Source organism: Promicromonospora sp. NPDC050262 (assembly GCF_040655935.1).
Taxonomy (GTDB): Bacteria; Actinomycetota; Actinomycetes; order Actinomycetales; family Cellulomonadaceae; genus Promicromonospora.
Genome location: NZ_JBFAKX010000013.1, coordinates 1 through 20,326, shown reverse-complemented (window position 1 = coordinate 20,326; position 20,326 = coordinate 1). Strand labels below are relative to the sequence as shown.

Genomic DNA, 20,326 nt, shown 5'->3' with positions numbered 1-20,326 from the left:
TTTCACGCCGTCAGCGCAGGCCGGCTGTGTCCTGTGGCACATCCGACGCTCCCTGCTCCGGCGCGGCGGCAGCATCCTCCGGCGTCGCGGCAGGTGCCTCGGGCGCCGCGTCGACCTGCGCGAGCGAGCGCCGCGCCCCGGGGAACGCGAGGATCGCGCCCAGCACCGCCACCAGCAGCACGCCGGCGAGGATCAGCAGCGACTCCACGGAGAACTGGTCGGCCAGCGGCCCGAACACCACCATGGACAGTGGCATCGCCACGGTCATCACGATCCCGACGAAGCCGAAGACCCGGCCCTGCATCTCGGGTTCCACGCGCTCCTGGATGATCGTCAGCGCCGGCGTGTTGAGCGCTGCGAACATCACGCCGATCACGAGTCCGATCGTGAAGAACACCCACATGTTCGTGGACACGCCCAGCCCGGCGACCAGCACGCCCGTGGCGATCACCGATCCGACCATGAGGCGCACCCGGCGCGTGATCCTGGGCCCCACCGTGGCCATGATGATGCCGCCCAGCAGCATGCCGCCGCCCCAGAACAGCTCGTTGGCGGTCAGCTTCCACACCTCGTCGCCGAACGTGCGGGTGACCATGAGCGGGGTGAGGTAGCTGGGCGCGCCCACCAGGAACATCACCAGCGCGAACAGCGTGATGAGCCAGCGCACCGGCGCGTTCGCCCGGATGTACCGCACGCCGGCGGCGAGGTCGCCGAAGTAGCTGACCGGCTCGCCGGCGTCGGACCGCACCAGGCGCGGCACCGCGACCAGCGCGAGCATCCCGACGCCGAGCAGGGCGGTCACCACGTCCACGAAGAAGACGGTGACGATGTCGAACGAGGCGTAGATGACGGCCGCCAGGGCAGGGGCGAGCAGCATCATGCCCGACTGGATGGACTGGAAGATGCCGTTGACGCGCATGAGCTGGTCGGCTGGTGCGATCTGCGGGATCATCGCGCTGACCGCCGGCGTCTGGATGCCCGCGAAGACGGAGCGCACGGCCAGCGCCGCGTAGATGACCCAGAGCGAGTCGACGCCGCTGACCATGAGCAGCGCGAGCCCGAGAGTCGCCAGGGCGATGACGGTGTCCGAGCCCATGATCAGGAACTTGCGGTGGTGCCGGTCCGCCCAGACGCCGCCGAAGATCGACACGAACGCCTGCGGCAGCATGCCGAACACGATGCTCAGCATGAGCACCGACCCGGACCGCGTCTCGATGGTCAGGTGCCACATCACCGCGTACATGACCACCATCGACCCGAACAGGGAGATGGTCTGGCCGGCGAGGAACAGCCCGACGTTGCGCTTCCAGCGGGGCATGTCGACGTCGCTCATGGCTCAACCCTGCCTGACGCCGCAGCGGTTCGCCGATGGTTTTTCGTTTCCATGCCACGTCCGACGACGCGGCGCCACCGAACTCATCGCAGGAACAGCTCGACCACCGGCACGGCGACGTCGGGCCGCGCCGTGGGCAGGTGCAGCGTGAGGGTGCCGGGCGGCTGCCCGCCGGGCGTGGTGTTCCACGCCTTCTGGTCCGGGTCGGTGCGGGTGGCACGCAGCTCGGAGCCGTCGTGCAGGAGCTGCGCGTACCGGACCCGGTCGGCCAGCCCGCGCAGGTGCGCGTGCTCAGCACCCACTCGTGCCGGGCGGCGGCCGAGTAGAGCCCGACGTGCACGAACAGGCCGAACCTGGCCTCGGTGAACCAGGCCCGGTCCGGGTGCGACGGTGGGGCGGGCTGGACCGCCTGGGACATGGCGGAGCACTCCTCGTCGAGCGGATGGTCCCGGAGCGGGGGAGAGGTATGACGTATCGCTCCGAGCGGGCAAATCCTATCGGGTCCGATGGGTGATCTGCCCCTTCGGTTCCGGCCGGATCGGTGCTATAGATTGGATGAATCGCCATCGCAGCCGCTTCCCAGGAGGAGTACCCGTGACCACATCCCTTGAGTTCGACGGCGTCCGCGCCATCGTCACGGGAGGGGCGTCCGGTATCGGCGCCGCCGTCGTGACCGCCCTGCTGCGGCGCGGCGCCCAGGTCGTCTCGATCGACCGCGCGTCCGACGGCGTGCCCGACGGCGCCCACGGCGAGGTCGCCGACGTGACCGACGACGCCGGCGTCCGCGCCGCGGTCGAGGCCGCCGCCCAGCGCCTGGGCGGCATCGACGTCGTCGTCAACAACGCCGGCATCGGCGCCCAGGGCACCGTCGCCGACAACGACGACGCCGAGTGGTTGCGCGTGCTGGACGTGAACGTGCTCGGCATCGTGCGCGTCACCCGCGCCGCGCTGCCGTACCTGCGCGCCTCGGACCATGCCGCCGTGGTCAACACGGCGTCGATCGCCTCGTGGACCGGGCTGCCCCAGCGTGCCCTGTACTCCGCCAGCAAGGGCGCCGTGCAGGCCCTCACGCTCGCGATGGCCGCCGACCACGTGCGCGAGGGTATCCGCGTGACCTGCGTGAACCCCGGCACCGTCGACACGCCCTGGGTGGGCCGCCTGCTCGACGCCGCCGCGGACCCCGACGCCGAGCGCGCCGCCCTCGAGGCGCGTCAGCCCACCGGCCGCCTCGTGAGCCCCGAGGCCGTCGCCCACGCCGTCTGCTACCTCGCCAGCCCGCTCGCCACCGCGACCACGGGCACGGCGCTCGCGGTCGACGGCGGCATGCACGAGCTGCGCGTCCGCCCGCCCGAGCAGTCCTGAACGTGACCGCCCACCCGATCCGAGAACGAGGACACGATGCACCTGCTCCGCCTGGGCCCCGTCGGCCAGGAGATCCCCGCCGTCACTTCTGACGACGTCACCTACGACCTGCGCCCGCTGACCGCCGACGTCGACGGCGCGTTCCTCGCCGCCGACGGCGTGGCGCGCACCCGGGCCGCCCTGGCCGCGGGGGAGCTGCCCGTGCTCGACGGCGCCGGTGCGCTGCGCCGCGGGGCGCCGATCGCACGCCCGGCCGCCGTCGTCTGCATCGGGCAGAACTACGCCGCGCACGCGCGCGAGTCCGGCGCGGAGCCGCCGCGCCTGCCGATCATCTTCTTCAAGCACCCCAACACCGTGGCCGGGCCGGACGACGCCGTGCCGCTGCCGCCCGGCGCCGAGAAGGTGGACTGGGAGGTGGAGCTGGCGGTCGTGATCGGCCGGCGCGCGAGCTACCTGCCGTCCGTCGAGGCCGCGCGCGAGCACGTCGCGGGCTACACCGTGGTGGACGACGTCAGCGAGCGGGCGTGGCAGCTCGACGACTCCCTGGGCCAGTGGTCCAAGGGCAAGTGCGGCCCGGGGTTCCTGCCGACCGGCCCGGCGCTCGTGCCGGCCGACGAGGTGGACCCGGGCGGGCTGCGGCTGCGCTCCTTCGTGAACGGGGAGCCGCGGCAGGACTCGTCGACGGCCGACATGATCTTCGACGTCGCCGCGATCGTGCACCACCTCTCGCAGTACATGGCGCTGGAGCCGGGCGACCTGATCTGCACCGGCACGCCCGAGGGCGTCGCCCTCTCGGGACGCTTCCCGTACCTGCGGGACGGCGACGTGGTCACCCTGGAGATCGAGAACCTGGGCCGGCAGACCCACACCTTCACCTCCCTCCCCTAGCAGGACGTGTCAGACGCCCAGATCCCTCCAGGGATCTGAGCGTCTGACACATCGGTCAGAAGATGCTCATCTCGCCCGCCGGGCCCTGGCGGTAGGCCGTGAAGTAGCCCGGGGCCGCCAGCGGGTTGTTCGCCGTGTCGTCGAGGTAGCGCCACACCGGCTCGCCGTCCACGCGCAGCACCACGCGGATGCCGCCCGCGACGTCCACGGCGCCGAAGGTGACCTCGTGCGTCGAGTTCGGCTCGATCATCGTGTTGGGGAAGACGTCGATCATGAAGACGTCGATCTGGAGGATGTCGTCGCGGGCCGACGTCTCGATCACACGGTCGAGCACGGCCTGCTCGGTCACGGGGGAGAAGCCGTCGTAGGGCAGCTCCTTGCCGCCGGAGATCGTGGCGGTCTCGCCCGGGTAGGAGCGCTAGATGACGGGCGCGGCCGCGGTACCCGAGTCCTCGGCGCCGAGGGTGAACGACGCCGAGCGCTCGTACGTGCCCTCCCGCAGGTAGACGGTCACGCCGTCGGCCGGGAGGTTGCCGGCCGTCCGGAGCGCGCGGATGGCGTCACGCGCCGCCTCCAGCGTGGCCAGGGGTGTGGTCCTCGTACCGGCGGCGCCGTCGTCGCCGTCCGGGGCGAGGTAGATCGTGCCCTGCGCGCCCGGCGCGTGCGGGCCCTTGCCGGGCTTGCCGGGCTTGCCCGGCTTGCCGTGGCCCTTCCCGGGGCGCTTGTCGTTCCCCTTGTCGGTGGTGGTGGTGGCTGACGCGTGCTGGGCCCCGGTCTGCTGCGGGGCGGCCGTGGCGGCCGGGCCGGTGGTAGTCGCGCCGACGACGCACGTGGCGACGGCGGCGGCGAGCAGGGCTGACAGATGTCGCTTCATTGCGAGTGCTCCGACCTCTTCGGTGATGGTCACGGACTGCGGGTCGTCCTCGACCCGCGGCTGGCAGCGGGAGCGATGCCCGGTACCGTCGGACCCGTTCGTCACACGAGGGAGTGCTTCATGACCAGCAGCGGTATCACCACCGGACAGGCCGCCGAACGACTCGTCTTCGTCGGGGACTCGATCACCGACGCCGGCCGCGACCGCGCGGACGCCGGGTCGCTCGGCGACGGCTACGTCAGCCTCGTCGCGGCCGACCTGCCCGGCGCCCAGGTGCGCAACGTCGGCATCGGCGGCGACCGCGCCGTCGACCTGGAGGCCCGCTGGGACCGCGACGTCGCCGGCACGGCGCCCGACGTGCTCAGCGTGTACGTGGGGGTCAACGACACGTGGCGCCGCTACGACAACGACGACCCGACGAGCGCCGAGGACTTCGAGGCCACCTACCTGCGGCTCCTGGACCGGGTGCCCGGCAGCCCGCGCCTGGTTCTCGTGGAGCCGTTCCTCCTGCCGGTGCGGCCGGAGCAGCGCGACTGGCTCGGCGACCTCGCGGGCAAGCGGGCGGTCGTCGCACGCCTGGCGGAGCAGGCGGGCGCCGCGCTGGTGCCACTGCACTCCCTGCTCACGGCCGCCGCGGACGCGCTCGGCGGGACGGAGGGCGCCGTCGCCCTCGCCCCGGACGGCGTGCACCCCACGCCCGCGGGGTCACGGATCATCGCCGACGCCTGGCTCGCGGCCTACCGCTCCGGTGCACAAACGATTGTCGATAATGCCGCTAGGCTGGGCGGATGACTGATGCGTTGAGCGGGATCTCGGGCCTCGAGCGCGGGCTGCTGTCCGACCAGATCTACGACCTGGTCAAGTCGATGATCAAGTCGTCGCAGCTGGCCCCGGGCGAGCAGCTCGTGGAGTCACAGCTGGCCCGCCGCCTGCGCGTGAGCCAGGCCCCCGTGCGCGACGCGCTCAAGCAGCTCGCGCACGAGGGCCTGGTGACGCACGTGCGTCACCAGGGCAACTTCGTGACCAAGCACTCCGACGAGGAGGCCCAGCAGGCCAAGCAGGCCCGCGTGGCGCTGGAGGCGCTCGCGGGCCGGCTCGCCTGCGGGCGGCTCACGGCCGAGACCCGGGCGCGGCTCGAGGAGTTCATCGTCGCCATGCACGGCACGGTCGACGCGCAGGACCTGCCCGCGTTCCGCGAGCTCGACTTCGGGTTCCACCGCGCGGTCATCGAGGCCAGTGGCAACACCTACCTGCCGCGCATGTGGGACATCATCGAGCCGAGCCTGCGCTCGATGCACCTGCTCGGCGACCCCGAGTTCACCGGCGACTGGCACCAGGTGGCCGACTGGCACCGCAGCCTGCTCGACGTCCTCGACGGCGGCGACGCAGACGCGGCCTCGGCCCTCTTCGAGGCACACGCCGCGGGGACCCTGCTCGACGCCGACGCCGACGGCCTCCAGAGCAAAACAGGACAAGCCGGGCTCACCCCCTCCGAAGGCTAGCCCGGCGAGGCATCCTCGTTACGATTCGCATGTGAGATCGGGGTGGTTCGAGGAGGCGACGGCACGCAGCGCCGTCGGCCACGAGGCCCGGACCGTCGCGTGGGAGGCCACGCCGCTCGGTCCGCCCAGCACGTGGCCGGAGTCCCTGCGGCATGCCGTGCGGCTGTGCTTCTCCACGCGGTTCCCCGTGATGATGGTCTGGGGCCCGGACCTGACGCTGATCTACAACGACGGCTACCGGGACATGCTCGGCACGGCCAAGCACCCCGCCGCACTGGGTGCGTCGGCCCGGGTCGTGTGGGCCGAGATCTGGGACGACATCGGTCCGCTGTTCGACACGGTGCTGGCCACGGGGAAGCCGACGCTCAACGAGGACCTGTACCTGCTGATGAACCGGTCGGGTACGCCGAGGAGACCTACTTCACCTTCTCCTACAGCCCGCTGCTGGACGACGACGGGCGCGTCGTGGGCGTGCTGGACATCGCGACCGAGACCACGCGCGCGGTCGTGAACCAGCGGCGGCTGGCCCTGCTGGGTGAGGTGCACGGCGTCCTGCCCGGCACGTTCACCGACCTGCGGACCTTCGCCCAGCCCGTGATCGGCCTGCTGGCGGCGAGCCCGGACGTCGCCCGGGTCGCCCTCTACGCCGCGAGCGGTCCCGAGGTGGTCCTGGAGGCCGGGGACGAGCCGGAGCCCAGCGAGCTGCGCCTGGTCGTCCGGGCACTGCGCTCCGGTCGGCGTCAGGTGGTCCCGGGCACGGTGGTCAAGCCCGTGCGGTCCGGCCAGGGCAGCGGCGTCATCGCCGCGCTCGTCCTGCGCGGCACCGCGGCACGGCCGTGGGACGCGGACCATGCCCGCTTCATGGTGGTCCTGTCGACCACGGTCACCTCCGCGCTGCGCGACGTCGTCCGCCGCCGGGTGCAGGACGACGCGCTGCGGCTGAGGGCCGTGCACTCCGAGGAGGAGCGGGCCCGGGCCTCCGAGGTGTCCCTGGCGCTGCAGCGGGCCGTGCTGACCGACCCGCCGCGCCTGGACGACCTGGAGGTGGTCGTGCACTACCAGCCCGCCGCCGTCGAGCGGAACATCGGCGGCGACTGGTACGACGCGTTCACGCGGCGCGACGGCGCGACCACCGTGGTGATCGGCGACGTGATCGGGCACGACCTGGACGCCGCCGTGGCGATGGGGCAGATCAGGTCGCTCGTGCGGGCCATCGGGTACGACAGCCAGGAGACGCCCGCACGGGTGCTGGAGCGGGTCGACGCCGCCATCGACGGCCTCGCCCTGGGAAGCTCCGCCACGGCCACCGCACTGGTGGCGTGCGTCGAGCGGCCGGCCCGGCCGGGCGGGGACGAGGCCCGCACGGTGCGCTGGTCCAGCGCGGGTCACCTGCCACCGATCCTGGTCCGGGCCGACGGCACGACGGAGGTCCTGCGGATCCGCAACGACCTGCTGCTCGGCATGGATCCGGGGACCCTGCGCCGCGACCACGTGACCGACCTCCGGCCTGGTGACACGCTGGTGCTCTACACCGACGGCCTGATCGAGACGCGGGACGACCGCCTGCGCGCCCGCCTGGACAAGCTCGCCGAGGTGCTCGAGGGAACGCAGACCGCGGACCTGGGGACCGTCGTCGAGACGGCCCTGAGCGGCATGCTCTCCGTCACGGCCGACGACGACGTCGCGATCGTGATGGTGCGGTGCAGCGCCCGGCCGGGCGCTCCCGTCAACCGGTGATCCCGTAGAGGCGCGCGGCGGTACCCGACCACAGGGCCGACACCGCGGCGTCGTCGAGCCGGGGGAGCGCGCGGGCGGTGCGCCCGACGACCTCCGCGTACGGCGCGACCCGGGCGGACACCGGCCAGTCGCTGCCGAACAGCAGACGCCCCGGCCCGAGCAGGTCGACGGCGGCGCGGGCGATCAGTGCGACCCGGCCGGCGTCGTCCGGGCCCGCCGTGTGGAGGCCGGAGAGCTTGGCGTGCACGCGCGGCCGCGCGGCGACGTCCGCCAGCGCGGCGCGCCACGCCTCGTCGGGCGCCCCGGTACCGAGACCCAGGTGGCAGACGACGACGTCGAGCGCCGGGTGGCGGTCGGCCAGGGCCGCGACGGCGGGGAGCTGCTCGGGGCGCACGAGCGTCTCCAGCAGCCGTCCCGTGCCGGCGAGCCCGGCGCACAGGGCGTCCAGCCCGGCGACGTCGGACAGGTCGGCGGCCCCGCCCGGCACGGCGAGCCGGACGCCGGCGACGGGAACGCCGTCGTCGAGCAGCGGTTGGGCCATGCCCGCCCAGGCGGCCGGGTCGCCGGGGCGGGCGTCGTACTGGAGCACCACCGGCCCGGGCAGCGGGCCGTGCGCGGCGGCCCAGGCGGCGAGCCAGCGTGCCTCGCCCTCGGTGTCCGCGGCCTGGACGGCGACGGCGGCGCGCACGGGTACCGGGGACGTCGCCGTGGCGCGGGCCAGGTCGTCCGGGCCGACGCGCCGCGGCAGGCCCAGGCGCTCGGCGAACCAGGAGATCCGCATCGCGCCGGTGTCCCAGAGGTGCACGTGCGCGTCGACGATCCCGTCCGGAACCGCCCCGCCCGAGGAGAGGCCCGCGCTCATGCCGGTGCCGGTGCGGACCGCGCGGCGTCGAGCGCGGCCCACAGGTCCTCGGGCACGTCGGCCGCCGCGGCGTCGGCGAAGACGCCGACCTCGGCCGGGGTGCGCGCCCCCACCACGACGGCCTCGACCCCCGCGACCCGCAGCGGGTACCGCGCCGCCGCCTGCAGGGAGTGGCTGGTCATCCAGTCGCCGCCCGTCTGGATCGGGGTCCAGCCGGCGTCCTTGAGCTTGCCGAGCGCGGCGGTGAGCTCCTCCACGGTGCCCGGCGTCTCGGTGATGCCCGCCTCCTCGAAGGCGGTCTTGTTGTAGAACCACAGGCTCTGCAGCTGGAAGCCGATGCCGGCCATGTAGTACTTGCCGTCGATCGAGTACTGGTCGGCCAGGGGGCCGCCGGTGGCCCAGTCGTACTGCGACAGGTCCACCAGCTCGGGCGCCAGGTCGACCGTGGGCGGCATCGACTGCACGACGTCGGGCGCGTCGCCCGCGGTCAGCAGCCGGGGCAGGGCGGCGGCCACGCCCTCGGCGCCGGCGAGGGTGAGGGCGGCCGCCGTGAGCGTGCCCACGCTCGCCAGGGTGCGGTGCTTGATCATCGTTGATCCTCTCGGGTTGCCGCAGCGTTCCAGGGGGTGCTGTGCGTTGGCCTGGGCGTACGGCCTACGACTGTGGAGTGACGTCTCGGGGAGAGTAATCGATAATCGTTGGATTGGGAAGAAGGTGGGTCCCGTCCCACGCCGCATAGGCTCGCGGGGTGAACCGGACCGACCGCATGTACGCGATCGTCGAGGAGCTGCGGGCCGTCTCGCCGCGTCCGCGGAGCGCGTCGTGGCTGGCAGATCGGTTCGAGGTCAGCCGGCGGACCATCGAGCGCGACATCAGCGCGCTGCAGCAGACCGGTGTGCCCGTCTGGGCCGAGCCGGGCCGCACCGGGGGCTACTGCCTCGACCGCGCACGGACGCTCCCGCCGGTGAACTTCAGCCCCGACGAGGCGGTCGCCGTCGCCGTCGCGCTCGGCGGCCTGGCCGGGACGCCGTTCGCGGGCGCGGGCGCGACGGCGCTCCGCAAGATCCTCGCGGCCATGCGGGACGACGACGCGACCGCCGCTCACGACCTCGCCGGACGCGTGCACCTCCTCGGGGCGCCGCCGCAGGTGCCACCGGTCCCCGCCGTCCTCACCGACGCGATCTCAGCACGCCGCGTCCTGCGCCTGCGGTATACCGACCGGGCGGGCGTCGCGACCACGCGCGACGTCGAGCCGCTCGGCTTCGTCGGGTCGTCCACGGCGTGGTACCTGCTGGCCTGGTGCCGGCTGCGCGACGGGATCCGCGCCTTCCGCCTCGACCGCGTCGACCGGGTCACGGCCACCAGCGAGCGCGCACCCCGGCGGGTGGTCCGGCCGGAGGACGTCCAGGTGCCCGACGGTGACCTGCGCACCCTGACGCTCCTGGGCTGACCGCGCGCTCCCCGGTCCACTGCGGAGACACAGGCGCGGAAACACCGACACAGGGGTGTCGCGCGGCGGGCGGAGGCTGGTCGCGGGGGGGGGGGGGGGGGGGGGGGCCCCCCCCCGCCCCCCCCCCCCCCCGCGACCTGGAGGTCCATCACCATGCACCACGCCACCCTCGCCTCCGTACGCCTCATCACCGACGACGTCGACCGGCTGACGGCCTTCTACGAACGCGTCACCGGCACCGCGGCGCAGCGGCCGTCGCCCGACTTCGCCGAGCTACGCACCGACCGGGGCACCCTCGCCATCGGCAGCACGCGGACGGTCCAGCTCTTCGGCCCCGGCTCCGCGGCCCCGGCGGCCAATCGCACGGCGATCGTGGAGTTCCTCGTCGACGACGTGGACGCCCTGTTCGCCGGGCTCGGCGACACGGTCGAGACCGTGACCCCGCCGACCACCATGCCGTGGGGCAACCGCTCGCTGCTCGTCCGCGACCCCGACGGCACCCTGGTGAACCTGTTCACGCCCGTGAGCCCGGAGGCGCGCGAGCGCAGCGGGACGGAACGCAGCGGGACGGAACGCAGCGGGATGGAATGAGGGCGAGCCCCGCGCCGCCGTCGGGCAGACTATGACGTGCGGGCCCACGACGAGCCCGGCGAGCGGCCCGCCCGGGCCGCGCGCCACGAAGCAGTCCCACGAAAGCAAGGAGCACCCACGGTGACCGACATCCTCGACGAGCTGCAATGGCGAGGCCTGGTGGCACAGTCCACCGACGAGGCCGCGCTGCGTTCTGCACTGTCGGAGGGCACCGTGGACTATTACGTGGGCTTCGACCCCACGGCCCCGTCGCTGCACATCGGCAACCTCGTCCAGATCCTCACGGCACGCAGGCTGCAGGACGCCGGCCACCGGCCCTACCTGCTGGTCGGCGGCGCGACGGGCCTCATCGGCGACCCCCGCGACTCGGGCGAGCGCACGCTCAACTCGCCCGAGGTGGTCGCCGGCTGGGTGGAGCGCATCCGCGCCCAGATCGAGCCGCACCTGTCCTTCGAGGGCGCCAACGCCGCGCGCATGGTGAACAACCTCGACTGGACCGCTCCGATGTCCGCGATCGAGTTCCTGCGCGACATCGGCAAACACTTCCGGATGGGCACCATGCTGTCCAAGGACATCGTGGCCCGGCGGCTCGCCTCGGACGAGGGCATCAGCTTCACCGAGTTCAGCTACCAGGTGCTGCAGGGCATGGACTACCGCGAGCTGTACCGGCGGCACGGCATCACCCTGCAGCTCGGCGGCAACGACCAGTGGGGCAACCTGCTGGCCGGCGTCGAGCTGATCCGCAAGGCCGAGGGCGTGAGCGCGCACGCGCTCACCACGCCGCTCATCACCAAGGCCGACGGGACCAAGTTCGGCAAGTCCGAGGGCGGCTCCGTCTGGCTCGACCCGGAGATGACCAGCCCCTACGCCTTCTACCAGTTCTGGCTCAACCAGGCCGACGCCGACGTCGTGAACTACCTCAAGGTGTTCACGTTCCGGTCGCGCGAGGAGATCGCGGAGCTCGAGCGCGAGGTGGCCGAGCGGCCGTTCGCGCGGGAGGCCCAGAAGGCGCTCGCGGGTGACGTGACCACCCTGGTTCACGGCGCCGGGGCGACCGAGGCGGTCATCGCGGCGAGCCAGGCGCTGTTCGGCCGCGGCTCGCTCGACGACCTAGACGCCCGGACGCTCGCGGGTGCGGTGGCCGAGCTGCCGCGCGTGACGGCCAAGGCCGGCGACCTGGTCGCCGACCTGCTGGTGGGCTCGGGGCTCGTGGCGTCCAAGGGCGCCGCGCGGCGCGCGATCGCGGAGGGCGGCGCCTACGTGAACAACGTGAAGGTGACGTCGGACGACGCCGCGCTCGCCGGCGAGGACCTGCTCCACGGGCGGTACGCCGTGCTGCGCCGGGGCAAGAAGACCCTGGCGGTCGCCGCCTCGGAGTGACCGCCTGACCGACGGTTCCACCCGGCCGCTCCACCGGCACGTCCGGAGCACGACGGCGGCCGCCCGCTCACCAGCGGGCGGCCGCCGTTTCGTCTGCCCGGACACTTTTCGCCCGCCTCTGGTCTCCTGCGGAGCCGGATCTTGCCCGATTCCGGGCAAGAAGTTGTCGTTACCCGCTCGGATGGGCCACGCTCAGCGGCATGAGGACGTCTCCCGATCTCGTCGCCCAGGTGGCGGCGACCACCGGACTCACGCCCGCCGAGGCGGCGCGCGTGGTCGGCGACGTCGTCGCGTACTTCGCCGAACCGGTGGAGGACGTCGTCCGGCGCCGGCACGCCGAGCTGAAGACCCACGGCGCGAAGAACCCCGAGATCTTCGCGCGCATCGCCGCCGAGCTGGAGCAGCGGGTCGTCGCGGCACCGCAGCTCAGCGAGCGACAGCTGCGCCGGATGATCTACGGCTGAGCCGGCGCCTCCCGCGGGCCGCGCCGCCCGCCCCTCCGTACTCCTGAAGGAGCACCATCATGTGTGGAATCGTCGGTTACGTCGGCGGCCAGAACGCCGCCCCCCTGCTCGTCGAGGCCCTCGGCCGGCTGGAGCACCGGGGGTACGACTCGGCGGGCGTCGCCGTCGTCGGCTCCCAGCTCAAGGTCACCAAGCGTGCCGGCCGGGTCCGGGACCTCGCCGAGGTGCTGCCCAAGCGGATGACCGGACGCGTGGGGATCGGCCACACCCGGTGGGCGACCCACGGCCCCGCGACCGACGTGAACGCCCACCCGCACACGGACGCGACCGGCACGGTAGCGGTGGTGCACAACGGCATCATCGACAACGCCGCCGCACTGCGCGCCCGGCTCACCGGCCAGGGCGTGGAGCTCGCGAGCGACACCGACACGGAGGTGTTCGCCCACCTCGTCGCCCTGTCCGCCGCGGACACGCTGGAGGGCAAGGTGATCGACGCGCTCGACGCCGTCGAGGGCACCTACGGGCTCGCCGTCGTCCACGCGGACTTCCCGGACCGGGTGGTGGTGGCGCGCAACGGCAGCCCCCTGCTGGTCGGCGTGGGGGAGAAGGAGATGTTCGTGGCCTCCGACCTGGCCGCCCTCGTGCGCCACACCACCACGGTGGCGCACCTGGCCGACGGCGAGCTGGCCACCGTCACGGCGGCGGGTTTCACCACGTTCCGCCGGGACCTGACGCGCACGCAGACCACGGCGCGCGAGGTCGACGTCGACCCCAGCGCCTACGAGCACGGCCAGATCGACGGCCGCCCGCGCATGTACACGGAGATGCTGGAGCAGCCGGCCAGCGTGGAGCGCGCGCTGCGGGGCCGGCTGGACGAGCGGTTCGCGACCGCCCACCTGGGCGGGCTCGAGATGGACGCCCGCGCCCTGCGCGCCGTCCGCCGCGTCAAGATCCTGGGCTGCGGCTCGGCGTACTACGTGGGACAGATGGGCGCGTCGCTCGTCGAGGAGCTGGCCCGCGTCCCCGCCGACGCCGAGGCTGCCAGCGAGTTCCGTTACCGCGACCCCGTCATCGAGCCCGACACCCTGTACGTGGCGGTGAGCCAGTCCGGCGAGACCATCGACACGCTGCTCGCGGTCGAGGAGATCAAGCGCAAGGGCGGCCGGGTCATCGGCCTGGTCAACGTCGTCGGCTCCGCGATCGCCCGGGCCTGCGACGGCGGGATCTACCTGCACGCGGGACCCGAGATCGCGGTCGCCTCCACCAAGGCGCTCACTACGATGTTCGTGGGCTTCGCCCTGCTGGCCCTCCAGCTCGGGCGGGTGCGCGACCTCTCGGTCGCGGACGGGCGCCGCCTCGTGGCCGGGCTGCAGAGCCTGCCGGCTCAGATCGAGCAGGTGCTCGACGGCGAGGAGCGGATCGCGCAGGCCGCGAAGGCGCTCGCCGCGGCCGAGAGCCTGTTCTTCGTGGGCCGGGTGCGGGGATACCCGGTGGCGCGCGAGGGCGCGCAGAAGTTCAAGGAGATCAGCTACCGGCACGCCGAGGCGTACCAGATGTCCGAGCTGAAGCACGGACCGCTGGCGCTCATCTCGCCCGAGGTGCCGACGGTCGCGATCGTGCCGGACGACGAGCTGACCGACCGGAACGTGGCCGCGCTGCACGAGATCGCCGCGCGCGGCGGCCCCCTCGTGGTCGTCACGCACGAAGGCGTGGACCTGGGCGAGCTGCGGGCGGAGCGCATCGACGTGCCGCGCAACGAGCGCGAGCTCGACCCGCTGCTCCTGACCGTGCCGCTGCAGCTGCTGGCCTACCACGCTGCGCTCTCCCTGGGGCACGACGTGGACAAGCCGCGGAACCTGGCGAAGTCCGTCACCGTGGAGTGACGCCGGTTCCGCGTGTGCGGGCGCCCGTGTCGCCGCCGGTGACGTCGGTGAGACGGGCCCCGCGCACCGCCGCGCACGTCGCGCGCACGCTGATTTTGCGTGGACACCGATCGCTGTGTACTGTTCCCGTTGTTCGCCCGGCAGGGAGAGACGGACAGGGAGCGCGAAGAGCGTGACTGGCCGGTCCCGGGGCGGGAACCATCCCAGATCTTCGAGGTGGCTTTGTGCGCTTCGGTTCTGGGTTGGGCTTGCCGACTGGCGCCTCGTTGCAGTGATCCTGACCAGGATGCTTGCGCCGGGGAGCGTGGTAGGGTAAGTTACAGAGGTTGCCTCCGAACGGGGATGGCGCGGTTCGTACTGCGGTCCGCTTCGGATGGTTCCCTTCCTCTGCGGATCATCAAGGTTTATGCCTTTCATGGTCGGCGAAAAATGGGATCAGAATTCCTTCGGTTGCTCGAAGAATTCTCTCGGCCACTGCGGCCGGCGGGGATTTGGAAAAGTCCGAAAGGGCCTGGTAAGTTTGAGGAACTGCCCCGGACAGGGAAGCGAACGAGAAGGTCGCGGCTCTGACGGTGTGCGTCGGTTGTTTGAGAACTCAACAGTGTGCTTGATAGTCAATGCCAATTATTTGACTCTCACGTTTCGGGTCGTATCACCAGCATGGTGGTGTGGTCGGGATCGGTGGGGGTTGTTTTTGGATCGGATCAATTAACCAGTTTGGTTTTGGTCTGGCCAGTATCATTGTTCGCGCTCGCCCTTTGTGGGTGGGTGTGGATGTTTCTCTTTTACGGAGAGTTTGATCCTGGCTCAGGACGAACGCTGGTGGCGTGCTTAACACATGCAAGTCGAACGGTGAAGCCCAGCTTGCTGGGTGGATCAGTGGCGAACGGGTGAGTAACACGTGAGCAACCTGCCCCCCACTTCGGGATAAGCCTTGGAAACGGGGTCTAATACCGGATATGAGCATCTGCCGCATGGTGGGTGTTGGAAAGTTTTTCGGTGGGGGATGGGCTCGCGGCCTATCAGCTTGTTGGTGGGGTAATGGCCTACCAAGGCGTCGACGGGTAGCCGGCCTGAGAGGGCGACCGGCCACACTGGGACTGAGACACGGCCCAGACTCCTACGGGAGGCAGCAGTGGGGAATATTGCACAATGGGCGAAAGCCTGATGCAGCGACGCCACGTGAGGGATGACGGCCTTCGGGTTGTAAACCTCTTTCAGCAGGGAAGAAGCGAGAGTGACGGTACCTGCAGAAGAAGCGCCGGCTAACTACGTGCCAGCAGCCGCGGTAATACGTAGGGCGCAAGCGTTGTCCGGAATTATTGGGCGTAAAGAGCTCGTAGGCGGTCTGTCGCGTCTGGTGTGAAATCCCATGGCTCAACTGTGGGCTTGCATCGGGTACGGGCAGACTAGAGTGCTGTAGGGGAGACTGGAATTCCTGGTGTAGCGGTGGAATGCGCAGATATCAGGAGGAACACCGATGGCGAAGGCAGGTCTCTGGGCAGTTACTGACGCTGAGGAGCGAAAGCATGGGGAGCGAACAGGATTAGATACCCTGGTAGTCCATGCCGTAAACGTTGGGCACTAGGTGTGGGGCCAGTTCCACTGGTTCTGTGCCGCAGCTAACGCATTAAGTGCCCCGCCTGGGGAGTACGGCCGCAAGGCTAAAACTCAAAGGAATTGACGGGGGCCCGCACAAGCGGCGGAGCATGCGGATTAATTCGATGCAACGCGAAGAACCTTACCAAGGCTTGACATGTACGAGAAAGCCCCAGAGATGGGGTTCTCTTTGGACACTCGTACACAGGTGGTGCATGGTTGTCGTCAGCTCGTGTCGTGAGATGTTGGGTTAAGTCCCGCAACGAGCGCAACCCTTATCCTATGTTGCCAGCGGGTTATGCCGGGGACTCATGGGAGACTGCCGGGGTCAACTCGGAGGAAGGTGGGGATGACGTCAAATCATCATGCCCCTTATGTCTTGGGCTTCACGCATGCTACAATGGCCGGTACAGAGGGCTGCGATACCGTGAGGTGGAGCGAATCCCAAAAAGCCGGTCTCAGTTCGGATCGGGGTCTGCAACTCGACCCCGTGAAGTCGGAGTCGCTAGTAATCGCAGATCAGCAACGCTGCGGTGAATACGTTCCCGGGCCTTGTACACACCGCCCGTCAAGTCACGAAAGTTGGTAACACCCGAAGCTCACGGCCTAACCCCTTGTGGGAGGGAGTGGTCGAAGGTGGGACTGGCGATTGGGACTAAGTCGTAACAAGGTAGCCGTACCGGAAGGTGCGGCTGGATCACCTCCTTTCTAAGGAGCTCATCTCCATCAGGCCCCGGACACCGGGGATGCCGTGCCGCCCTGTGGGTGGTGGGTGCTGGTGGCAGAGGCCATGCTCAGGCCGTACGCGTCTGGGGTGGTTGCTCATGGGTGGAACATTGACGAAGAGTCGCCTTCGGTGGTGGCCAACGCTAGTACGCCGGTGCTTGTCACTGGTTGGAACGTGGGGGTCGACGCCGGCGGGGCTTGCCAAGCACACTGTTGGGTCCTGAGGCAACCGGCCGCCTCATGCTGCGCTCCTGGTGGTTCTTCGAACCGGTGGGTGCGGGTGTGGAGGGTTGGGTGTTTCTGGAAGGACACGGGTCACTGGGTTGTACGCGGACCAGCCGGCTTGCCGGTGTTGGCGTGTGCGGATTGCCTGGGTGGGTTCGTCCGTTGCTTGAGAACTGCATAGTGGACGCGAGCATCTTTGAATTTTTCCAAGACTGCTCTGTGATGATCGCCGGTGAGGGTTCGCTCTTGTTCGGTTGGTTGTTGTGGGGCATGTTGTCTTGGTTTCTGTGATTGTAGTGTTGCTGAAGTTTTTAAGGGCACATTGGTGGATGCCTTGGCACTAGGAGCCGAAGAAGGACGTTGTAGCCTGCGATAATCCTCGGGGAGTTGGCAGACAAGCTGTGATCCGAGGGTCTCCGAATGGGGGAACCCAGCCGAAGTCATGTTCGGTTACCCGCGCCTGAATGTATAGGGCGTGTGGAGGGAACGTCGGGAAGTGAAACATCTCAGTACCGACAGGAAGAGATATTCCGTGAGTAGTGGCGAGCGAAAGCGGATGAGGCCAAACCGTATGCGTGTCAAGCTGTCAGGCGTTGCGTGTGCGGGGTTGTGGGACCTTCCGGGAAGATCTGACAGTCTTCCGGCCAGTAAGAAAGTCGTGTCATAGTCGAACCGGGTTGAATACCGGACCGTAGTGGGTGGGAGTCCCGTAGACGAAATGATGCGGCCTGGTGGAGGGGATCCCAAGTAGCACGGGGCCCGTGAAATCTCGTGTGAATCTGGCAAGACCACTTGCTAAGCCTAAATACTACCTAGTGACCGATAGCGGACAAGTACCGTGAGGGAAAGGTGAAAAGTACCCCGGGAGGGGAGTGAAATAGTACCTGAAACCGTGTGCCTACAATCCGTCGGAGCCTCCTTGGTAGGGGTGACGGCGTGCCTTTTGAAGAATGAGCCTGCGAGTTAGTGCTCGGTGGCGAGGTTAACCCGTGTGGGGTATCCGTAGCGAAAGCGAGTCCGAATAGGGCGTTTATAGTCGCCGGGTCTAGACCCGAAGCGAAGTGATCTAGCCATGGGCAGGTTGAAGCGCCGGTAAGACGGCGTGGAGGACCGAACCCACCAGGGTTGAAAACCTGGGGGATGACCTGTGGTTAGGGGTGAAAGGCCAATCAAACTTCGTGATAGCTGGTTCTCCCCGAAATGCATTTAGGTGCAGCGTCGCGTGTTTCTTGCCGGAGGTAGAGCTACTGGATGGCTAATGGGCCTCACCAGGTTACTGACGTCAGCCAAACTCCGAATGCCGGTAAGTGCAAGCGCGGCAGTGAGACTGCGGGGGATAAGCTCCGTGGTCGAGAGGGAAACAGCCCAGATCACCGGCTAAGGCCCCTAAGCGTGTGCTCAGTGGGAAAGGATGTGGAGTTGCACAGACAACCAGGAGGTTGGCTTAGAAGCAGCCACCCTTGAAAGAGTGCGTAATAGCTCACTGGTCAAGTGATTCCGCGCCGACAATGTAGCGGGGCTCAAGCACACCGCCGAAGCCGTGGCACTCACATTGCGTTTGATCGCAAGCCCAGCATGCGCCCTTGTGGTGTGTGTTCAGGTGTGTGGGTGGGTAGGGGAGCGTCGTGTGGGCAGTGAAGTCGCGGAGTGATCCAGCGGTGGAGCCTACACGAGTGAGAATGCAGGCATGAGTAGCGAATGACGGGTGTGAATCCCGTCCGCCGAATGACCAAGGGTTCCAGGGCCAGGTTCATCCGCCCTGGGTAAGTCGGGACCTAAGGCGAGGCCGACAGGCGTAGTCGATGGACAAGGAGTTGATATTCTCCTACCGGCGAAGTACCGCCCATACCGAGTCCGGTGATACTAACCATCCCAATCCAGCACACTGGTCTTCGGACCGGACCGTTGGGGAGGCGTGGGACCTGATCCGGTAGTAGGTAAGCGTGTTAACAGGGGTGACGCAGGAAGGTAGCCAGGCGTGGCGATGGTTGTCCACGTCCAAGGTTGTAGCCCGACACCTAGGCAAATCCGGGTGTCATTGAGGGTGAGAGCTGATAGTGACCGTGTATGCGGGAATCTGGTGATCCTATGCTGCCTAGAAAAGCCTCGACGCGAGGGACTAGCCGCCCGTACCCTAAACCGACTCAGGTGGTCAGGTAGAGAATACTAAGGCGATCGAGAGAATCGTGGTTAAGGAACTCGGCAAAATGCCCCCGTAACTTCGGGAGAAGGGGGGCCTGAACCGTTAACCCACTTGCTGGGGGACGCGGGGAGGGCCGCAGAGACCAGGGAGAAGCGACTGTTTACTAAAAACACAGGTCCGTGCGAAGTCGCAAGACGATGTATACGGACTGACGCCTGCCCGGTGCTGGAAGGTTAAGAGGACGGGTTAGCTTCGGCGAAGCCCAGAATTTAAGCCCCAGTAAACGGCGGTGGTAACTATAACCATCCTAAGGTAGCGAAATTCCTTGTCGGGTAAGTTCCGACCTGCACGAATGGCGTAACGACTTCTCCGCTGTCTCAACCGCGAACTCGGCGAAATTGCACTACGAGTAAAGATGCTCGTTACGCGCAGCAGGACGGAAAGACCCCGGGACCTTTACTATAGCTTGGTATTGGTGTTCGGTGCGGTTTGTGTAGGATAGGTGGGAGACTGTGAAGCTCGGGCGCCAGCTCGGGTGGAGTCATTGTTGAAATACCACTCTGATCGCTTCGGATGTCTAACCTCGGTCCGTGATCCGGATCAGGGACAGTGCCTGGTGGGTAGTTTAACTGGGGCGGTTGCCTCCTAAAATGTAACGGAGGCGCTCAAAGGTTCCCTCAGCCTGGTTGGTAATCAGGTGTCGAGTGCAAGTGCACAAGGGAGCTTGACTGTGAGACCGACAGGTCGAGCAGGGACGAAAGTCGGAACTAGTGATCCGGCGGTGGCTTGTGGAAGCGCCGTCGCTCAACGGATAAAAGGTACCCCGGGGATAACAGGCTGATCTTGCCCAAGAGTCCATATCGACGGCATGGTTTGGCACCTCGATGTCGGCTCGTCGCATCCTGGGGCTGGAGTAGGTCCCAAGGGTTGGGCTGTTCGCCCATTAAAGCGGTACGCGAGCTGGGTTTAGAACGTCGTGAGACAGTTCGGTCCCTATCCGCTGCGCGCGTAGGAAACTTGAGAAGGGCTGTCCCTAGTACGAGAGGACCGGGACGGACGAACCTCTGGTGTGCCAGTTGTTCCGCCAGGAGCATGGCTGGTTGGCTACGTTCGGAAGGGATAACCGCTGAAAGCATCTAAGCGGGAAGCCTGCTTCGAGATGAGGTTTCCATACACCTTGTGTGTGAGAGGCACCCAGCAGACCACTGGGTTGATAGGCCGGATGTGGAAGCAGGGACTGAAGACCTGTGGAGCTGACCGGTACTAACCTGCCGATAACTTCACAACCACACTCACACGAGTCAAAA

General features: G+C 68.6%; 17 protein-coding genes and 2 rRNA genes. 13 read left to right on the top strand and 6 right to left on the bottom strand.

From position 1 onward, the window contains the following. Positions 1-10: 10 nt before the first annotated feature. Both AB0I29_RS19005 and AB0I29_RS19000 read right to left on the bottom strand, forming a co-directional pair. Positions 11-1,333 (bottom strand): MFS transporter, encoded by a 1,323-nt coding sequence (locus AB0I29_RS19005; RefSeq protein ID WP_285101648.1) that lies wholly within the window; start codon positions 1,331-1,333, stop codon positions 11-13. 83 nt (positions 1,334-1,416) lie between these two features. After that, complete coding sequence (locus tag AB0I29_RS19000) at positions 1,417-1,635, bottom strand: hypothetical protein (RefSeq protein ID WP_357484347.1); 219 nt, start codon at positions 1,633-1,635, stop codon at positions 1,417-1,419. A gap of 253 nt (positions 1,636-1,888) precedes the next feature. Between AB0I29_RS19000 and AB0I29_RS18995 the strand changes: the two genes are divergently transcribed. Together AB0I29_RS18995 and AB0I29_RS18990 are read left to right on the top strand one after the other, a co-directional pair. Further along, a complete protein-coding gene (locus tag AB0I29_RS18995) occupies positions 1,889-2,695 on the top strand; it encodes an SDR family oxidoreductase (protein ID WP_357484344.1) in 807 nt (268 codons plus the stop codon). 36 nt (positions 2,696-2,731) lie between these two features. Then, positions 2,732-3,583, top strand: a complete 852-nt coding sequence (locus AB0I29_RS18990) for a fumarylacetoacetate hydrolase family protein (protein WP_357484341.1) — start codon at positions 2,732-2,734, stop codon at positions 3,581-3,583. 55 nt (positions 3,584-3,638) lie between these two features. Here the strand turns inward: AB0I29_RS18990 and AB0I29_RS18985 are convergent, their stop codons facing one another. Continuing rightward, a complete protein-coding gene (locus AB0I29_RS18985) occupies positions 3,639-3,932 on the bottom strand; it encodes a hypothetical protein (protein ID WP_357484338.1) in 294 nt (97 codons plus the stop codon). 69 nt (positions 3,933-4,001) lie between these two features. Beyond that, on the bottom strand, positions 4,002-4,457 hold the full coding sequence (locus tag AB0I29_RS18980) for a hypothetical protein (protein WP_357484335.1): 456 nt from the start codon (positions 4,455-4,457) through the stop codon (positions 4,002-4,004). A gap of 120 nt (positions 4,458-4,577) precedes the next feature. Between AB0I29_RS18980 and AB0I29_RS18975 the strand changes: the two genes are divergently transcribed. From AB0I29_RS18975 to AB0I29_RS18960, 4 genes are read left to right on the top strand one after another with little or no spacing between them, the layout of a single operon-like run. Continuing rightward, positions 4,578-5,249, top strand: a complete 672-nt coding sequence (locus AB0I29_RS18975; protein ID WP_357484332.1) for an SGNH/GDSL hydrolase family protein — start codon at positions 4,578-4,580, stop codon at positions 5,247-5,249. Beyond that, positions 5,246-5,959, top strand: coding sequence for a GntR family transcriptional regulator (locus AB0I29_RS18970; RefSeq protein ID WP_285101653.1), 714 nt, complete (start codon positions 5,246-5,248; stop codon positions 5,957-5,959). The genes AB0I29_RS18975 and AB0I29_RS18970 overlap by 4 nt, the downstream gene beginning before the upstream one ends. A 31-nt stretch (positions 5,960-5,990) precedes the next feature. Beyond that, positions 5,991-6,470 (top strand): hypothetical protein, encoded by a 480-nt coding sequence (locus AB0I29_RS18965; RefSeq protein ID WP_357484329.1) that lies wholly within the window; start codon positions 5,991-5,993, stop codon positions 6,468-6,470. Then, positions 6,425-7,696: a PP2C family protein-serine/threonine phosphatase gene (locus tag AB0I29_RS18960; RefSeq protein ID WP_357484326.1), complete on the top strand. Its 1,272-nt coding sequence runs from the start codon at positions 6,425-6,427 to the stop codon at positions 7,694-7,696. Before AB0I29_RS18965 ends, AB0I29_RS18960 begins: the two co-directional genes overlap by 46 nt. On the opposite strand, the gene AB0I29_RS18955 is transcribed toward AB0I29_RS18960, so the two are convergent. Beyond that, a complete protein-coding gene (locus AB0I29_RS18955; RefSeq protein ID WP_357484323.1) occupies positions 7,686-8,558 on the bottom strand; it encodes an amidohydrolase family protein in 873 nt (290 codons plus the stop codon). The genes AB0I29_RS18960 and AB0I29_RS18955 overlap by 11 nt on opposite strands. Further along, on the bottom strand, positions 8,555-9,148 hold the full coding sequence (locus tag AB0I29_RS18950) for an extracellular solute-binding protein (RefSeq protein ID WP_357484320.1): 594 nt from the start codon (positions 9,146-9,148) through the stop codon (positions 8,555-8,557). The genes AB0I29_RS18955 and AB0I29_RS18950 overlap by 4 nt, the downstream gene beginning before the upstream one ends. A gap of 158 nt (positions 9,149-9,306) precedes the next feature. Here AB0I29_RS18950 and AB0I29_RS18945 point away from each other — a divergent pair, with 158 nt between their 5' ends. From AB0I29_RS18945 to AB0I29_RS18915, 7 genes are all read left to right on the top strand, one after another. Beyond that, entirely contained in the window at positions 9,307-10,008 is a 702-nt protein-coding gene (locus AB0I29_RS18945) for a YafY family protein (protein ID WP_357484317.1), read from the top strand. A 153-nt stretch (positions 10,009-10,161) separates the two neighbouring features. Further along, positions 10,162-10,599: a VOC family protein gene (locus AB0I29_RS18940; protein ID WP_357484314.1), complete on the top strand. Its 438-nt coding sequence runs from the start codon at positions 10,162-10,164 to the stop codon at positions 10,597-10,599. 120 nt (positions 10,600-10,719) lie between these two features. Further along, complete coding sequence (gene tyrS, locus AB0I29_RS18935; protein ID WP_357484311.1) at positions 10,720-11,979, top strand: tyrosine--tRNA ligase; 1,260 nt, start codon at positions 10,720-10,722, stop codon at positions 11,977-11,979. A gap of 200 nt (positions 11,980-12,179) precedes the next feature. After that, positions 12,180-12,443, top strand: coding sequence for a hypothetical protein (locus AB0I29_RS18930; RefSeq protein ID WP_285101660.1), 264 nt, complete (start codon positions 12,180-12,182; stop codon positions 12,441-12,443). Positions 12,444-12,502: 59 nt separating this feature from the next. Next, on the top strand, positions 12,503-14,326 hold the full coding sequence (gene glmS / locus AB0I29_RS18925; protein WP_357484308.1) for a glutamine--fructose-6-phosphate transaminase (isomerizing): 1,824 nt from the start codon (positions 12,503-12,505) through the stop codon (positions 14,324-14,326). Between the two features lie 784 nt (positions 14,327-15,110). Continuing rightward, positions 15,111-16,633, top strand: a 16S ribosomal RNA gene (locus AB0I29_RS18920). A 543-nt stretch (positions 16,634-17,176) separates the two neighbouring features. Beyond that, positions 17,177-20,306: ribosomal RNA gene (locus tag AB0I29_RS18915) — 23S ribosomal RNA — on the top strand. The 16S and 23S rRNA genes sit together here, the layout of an rRNA operon. Positions 20,307-20,326 lie beyond the last annotated feature (20 nt).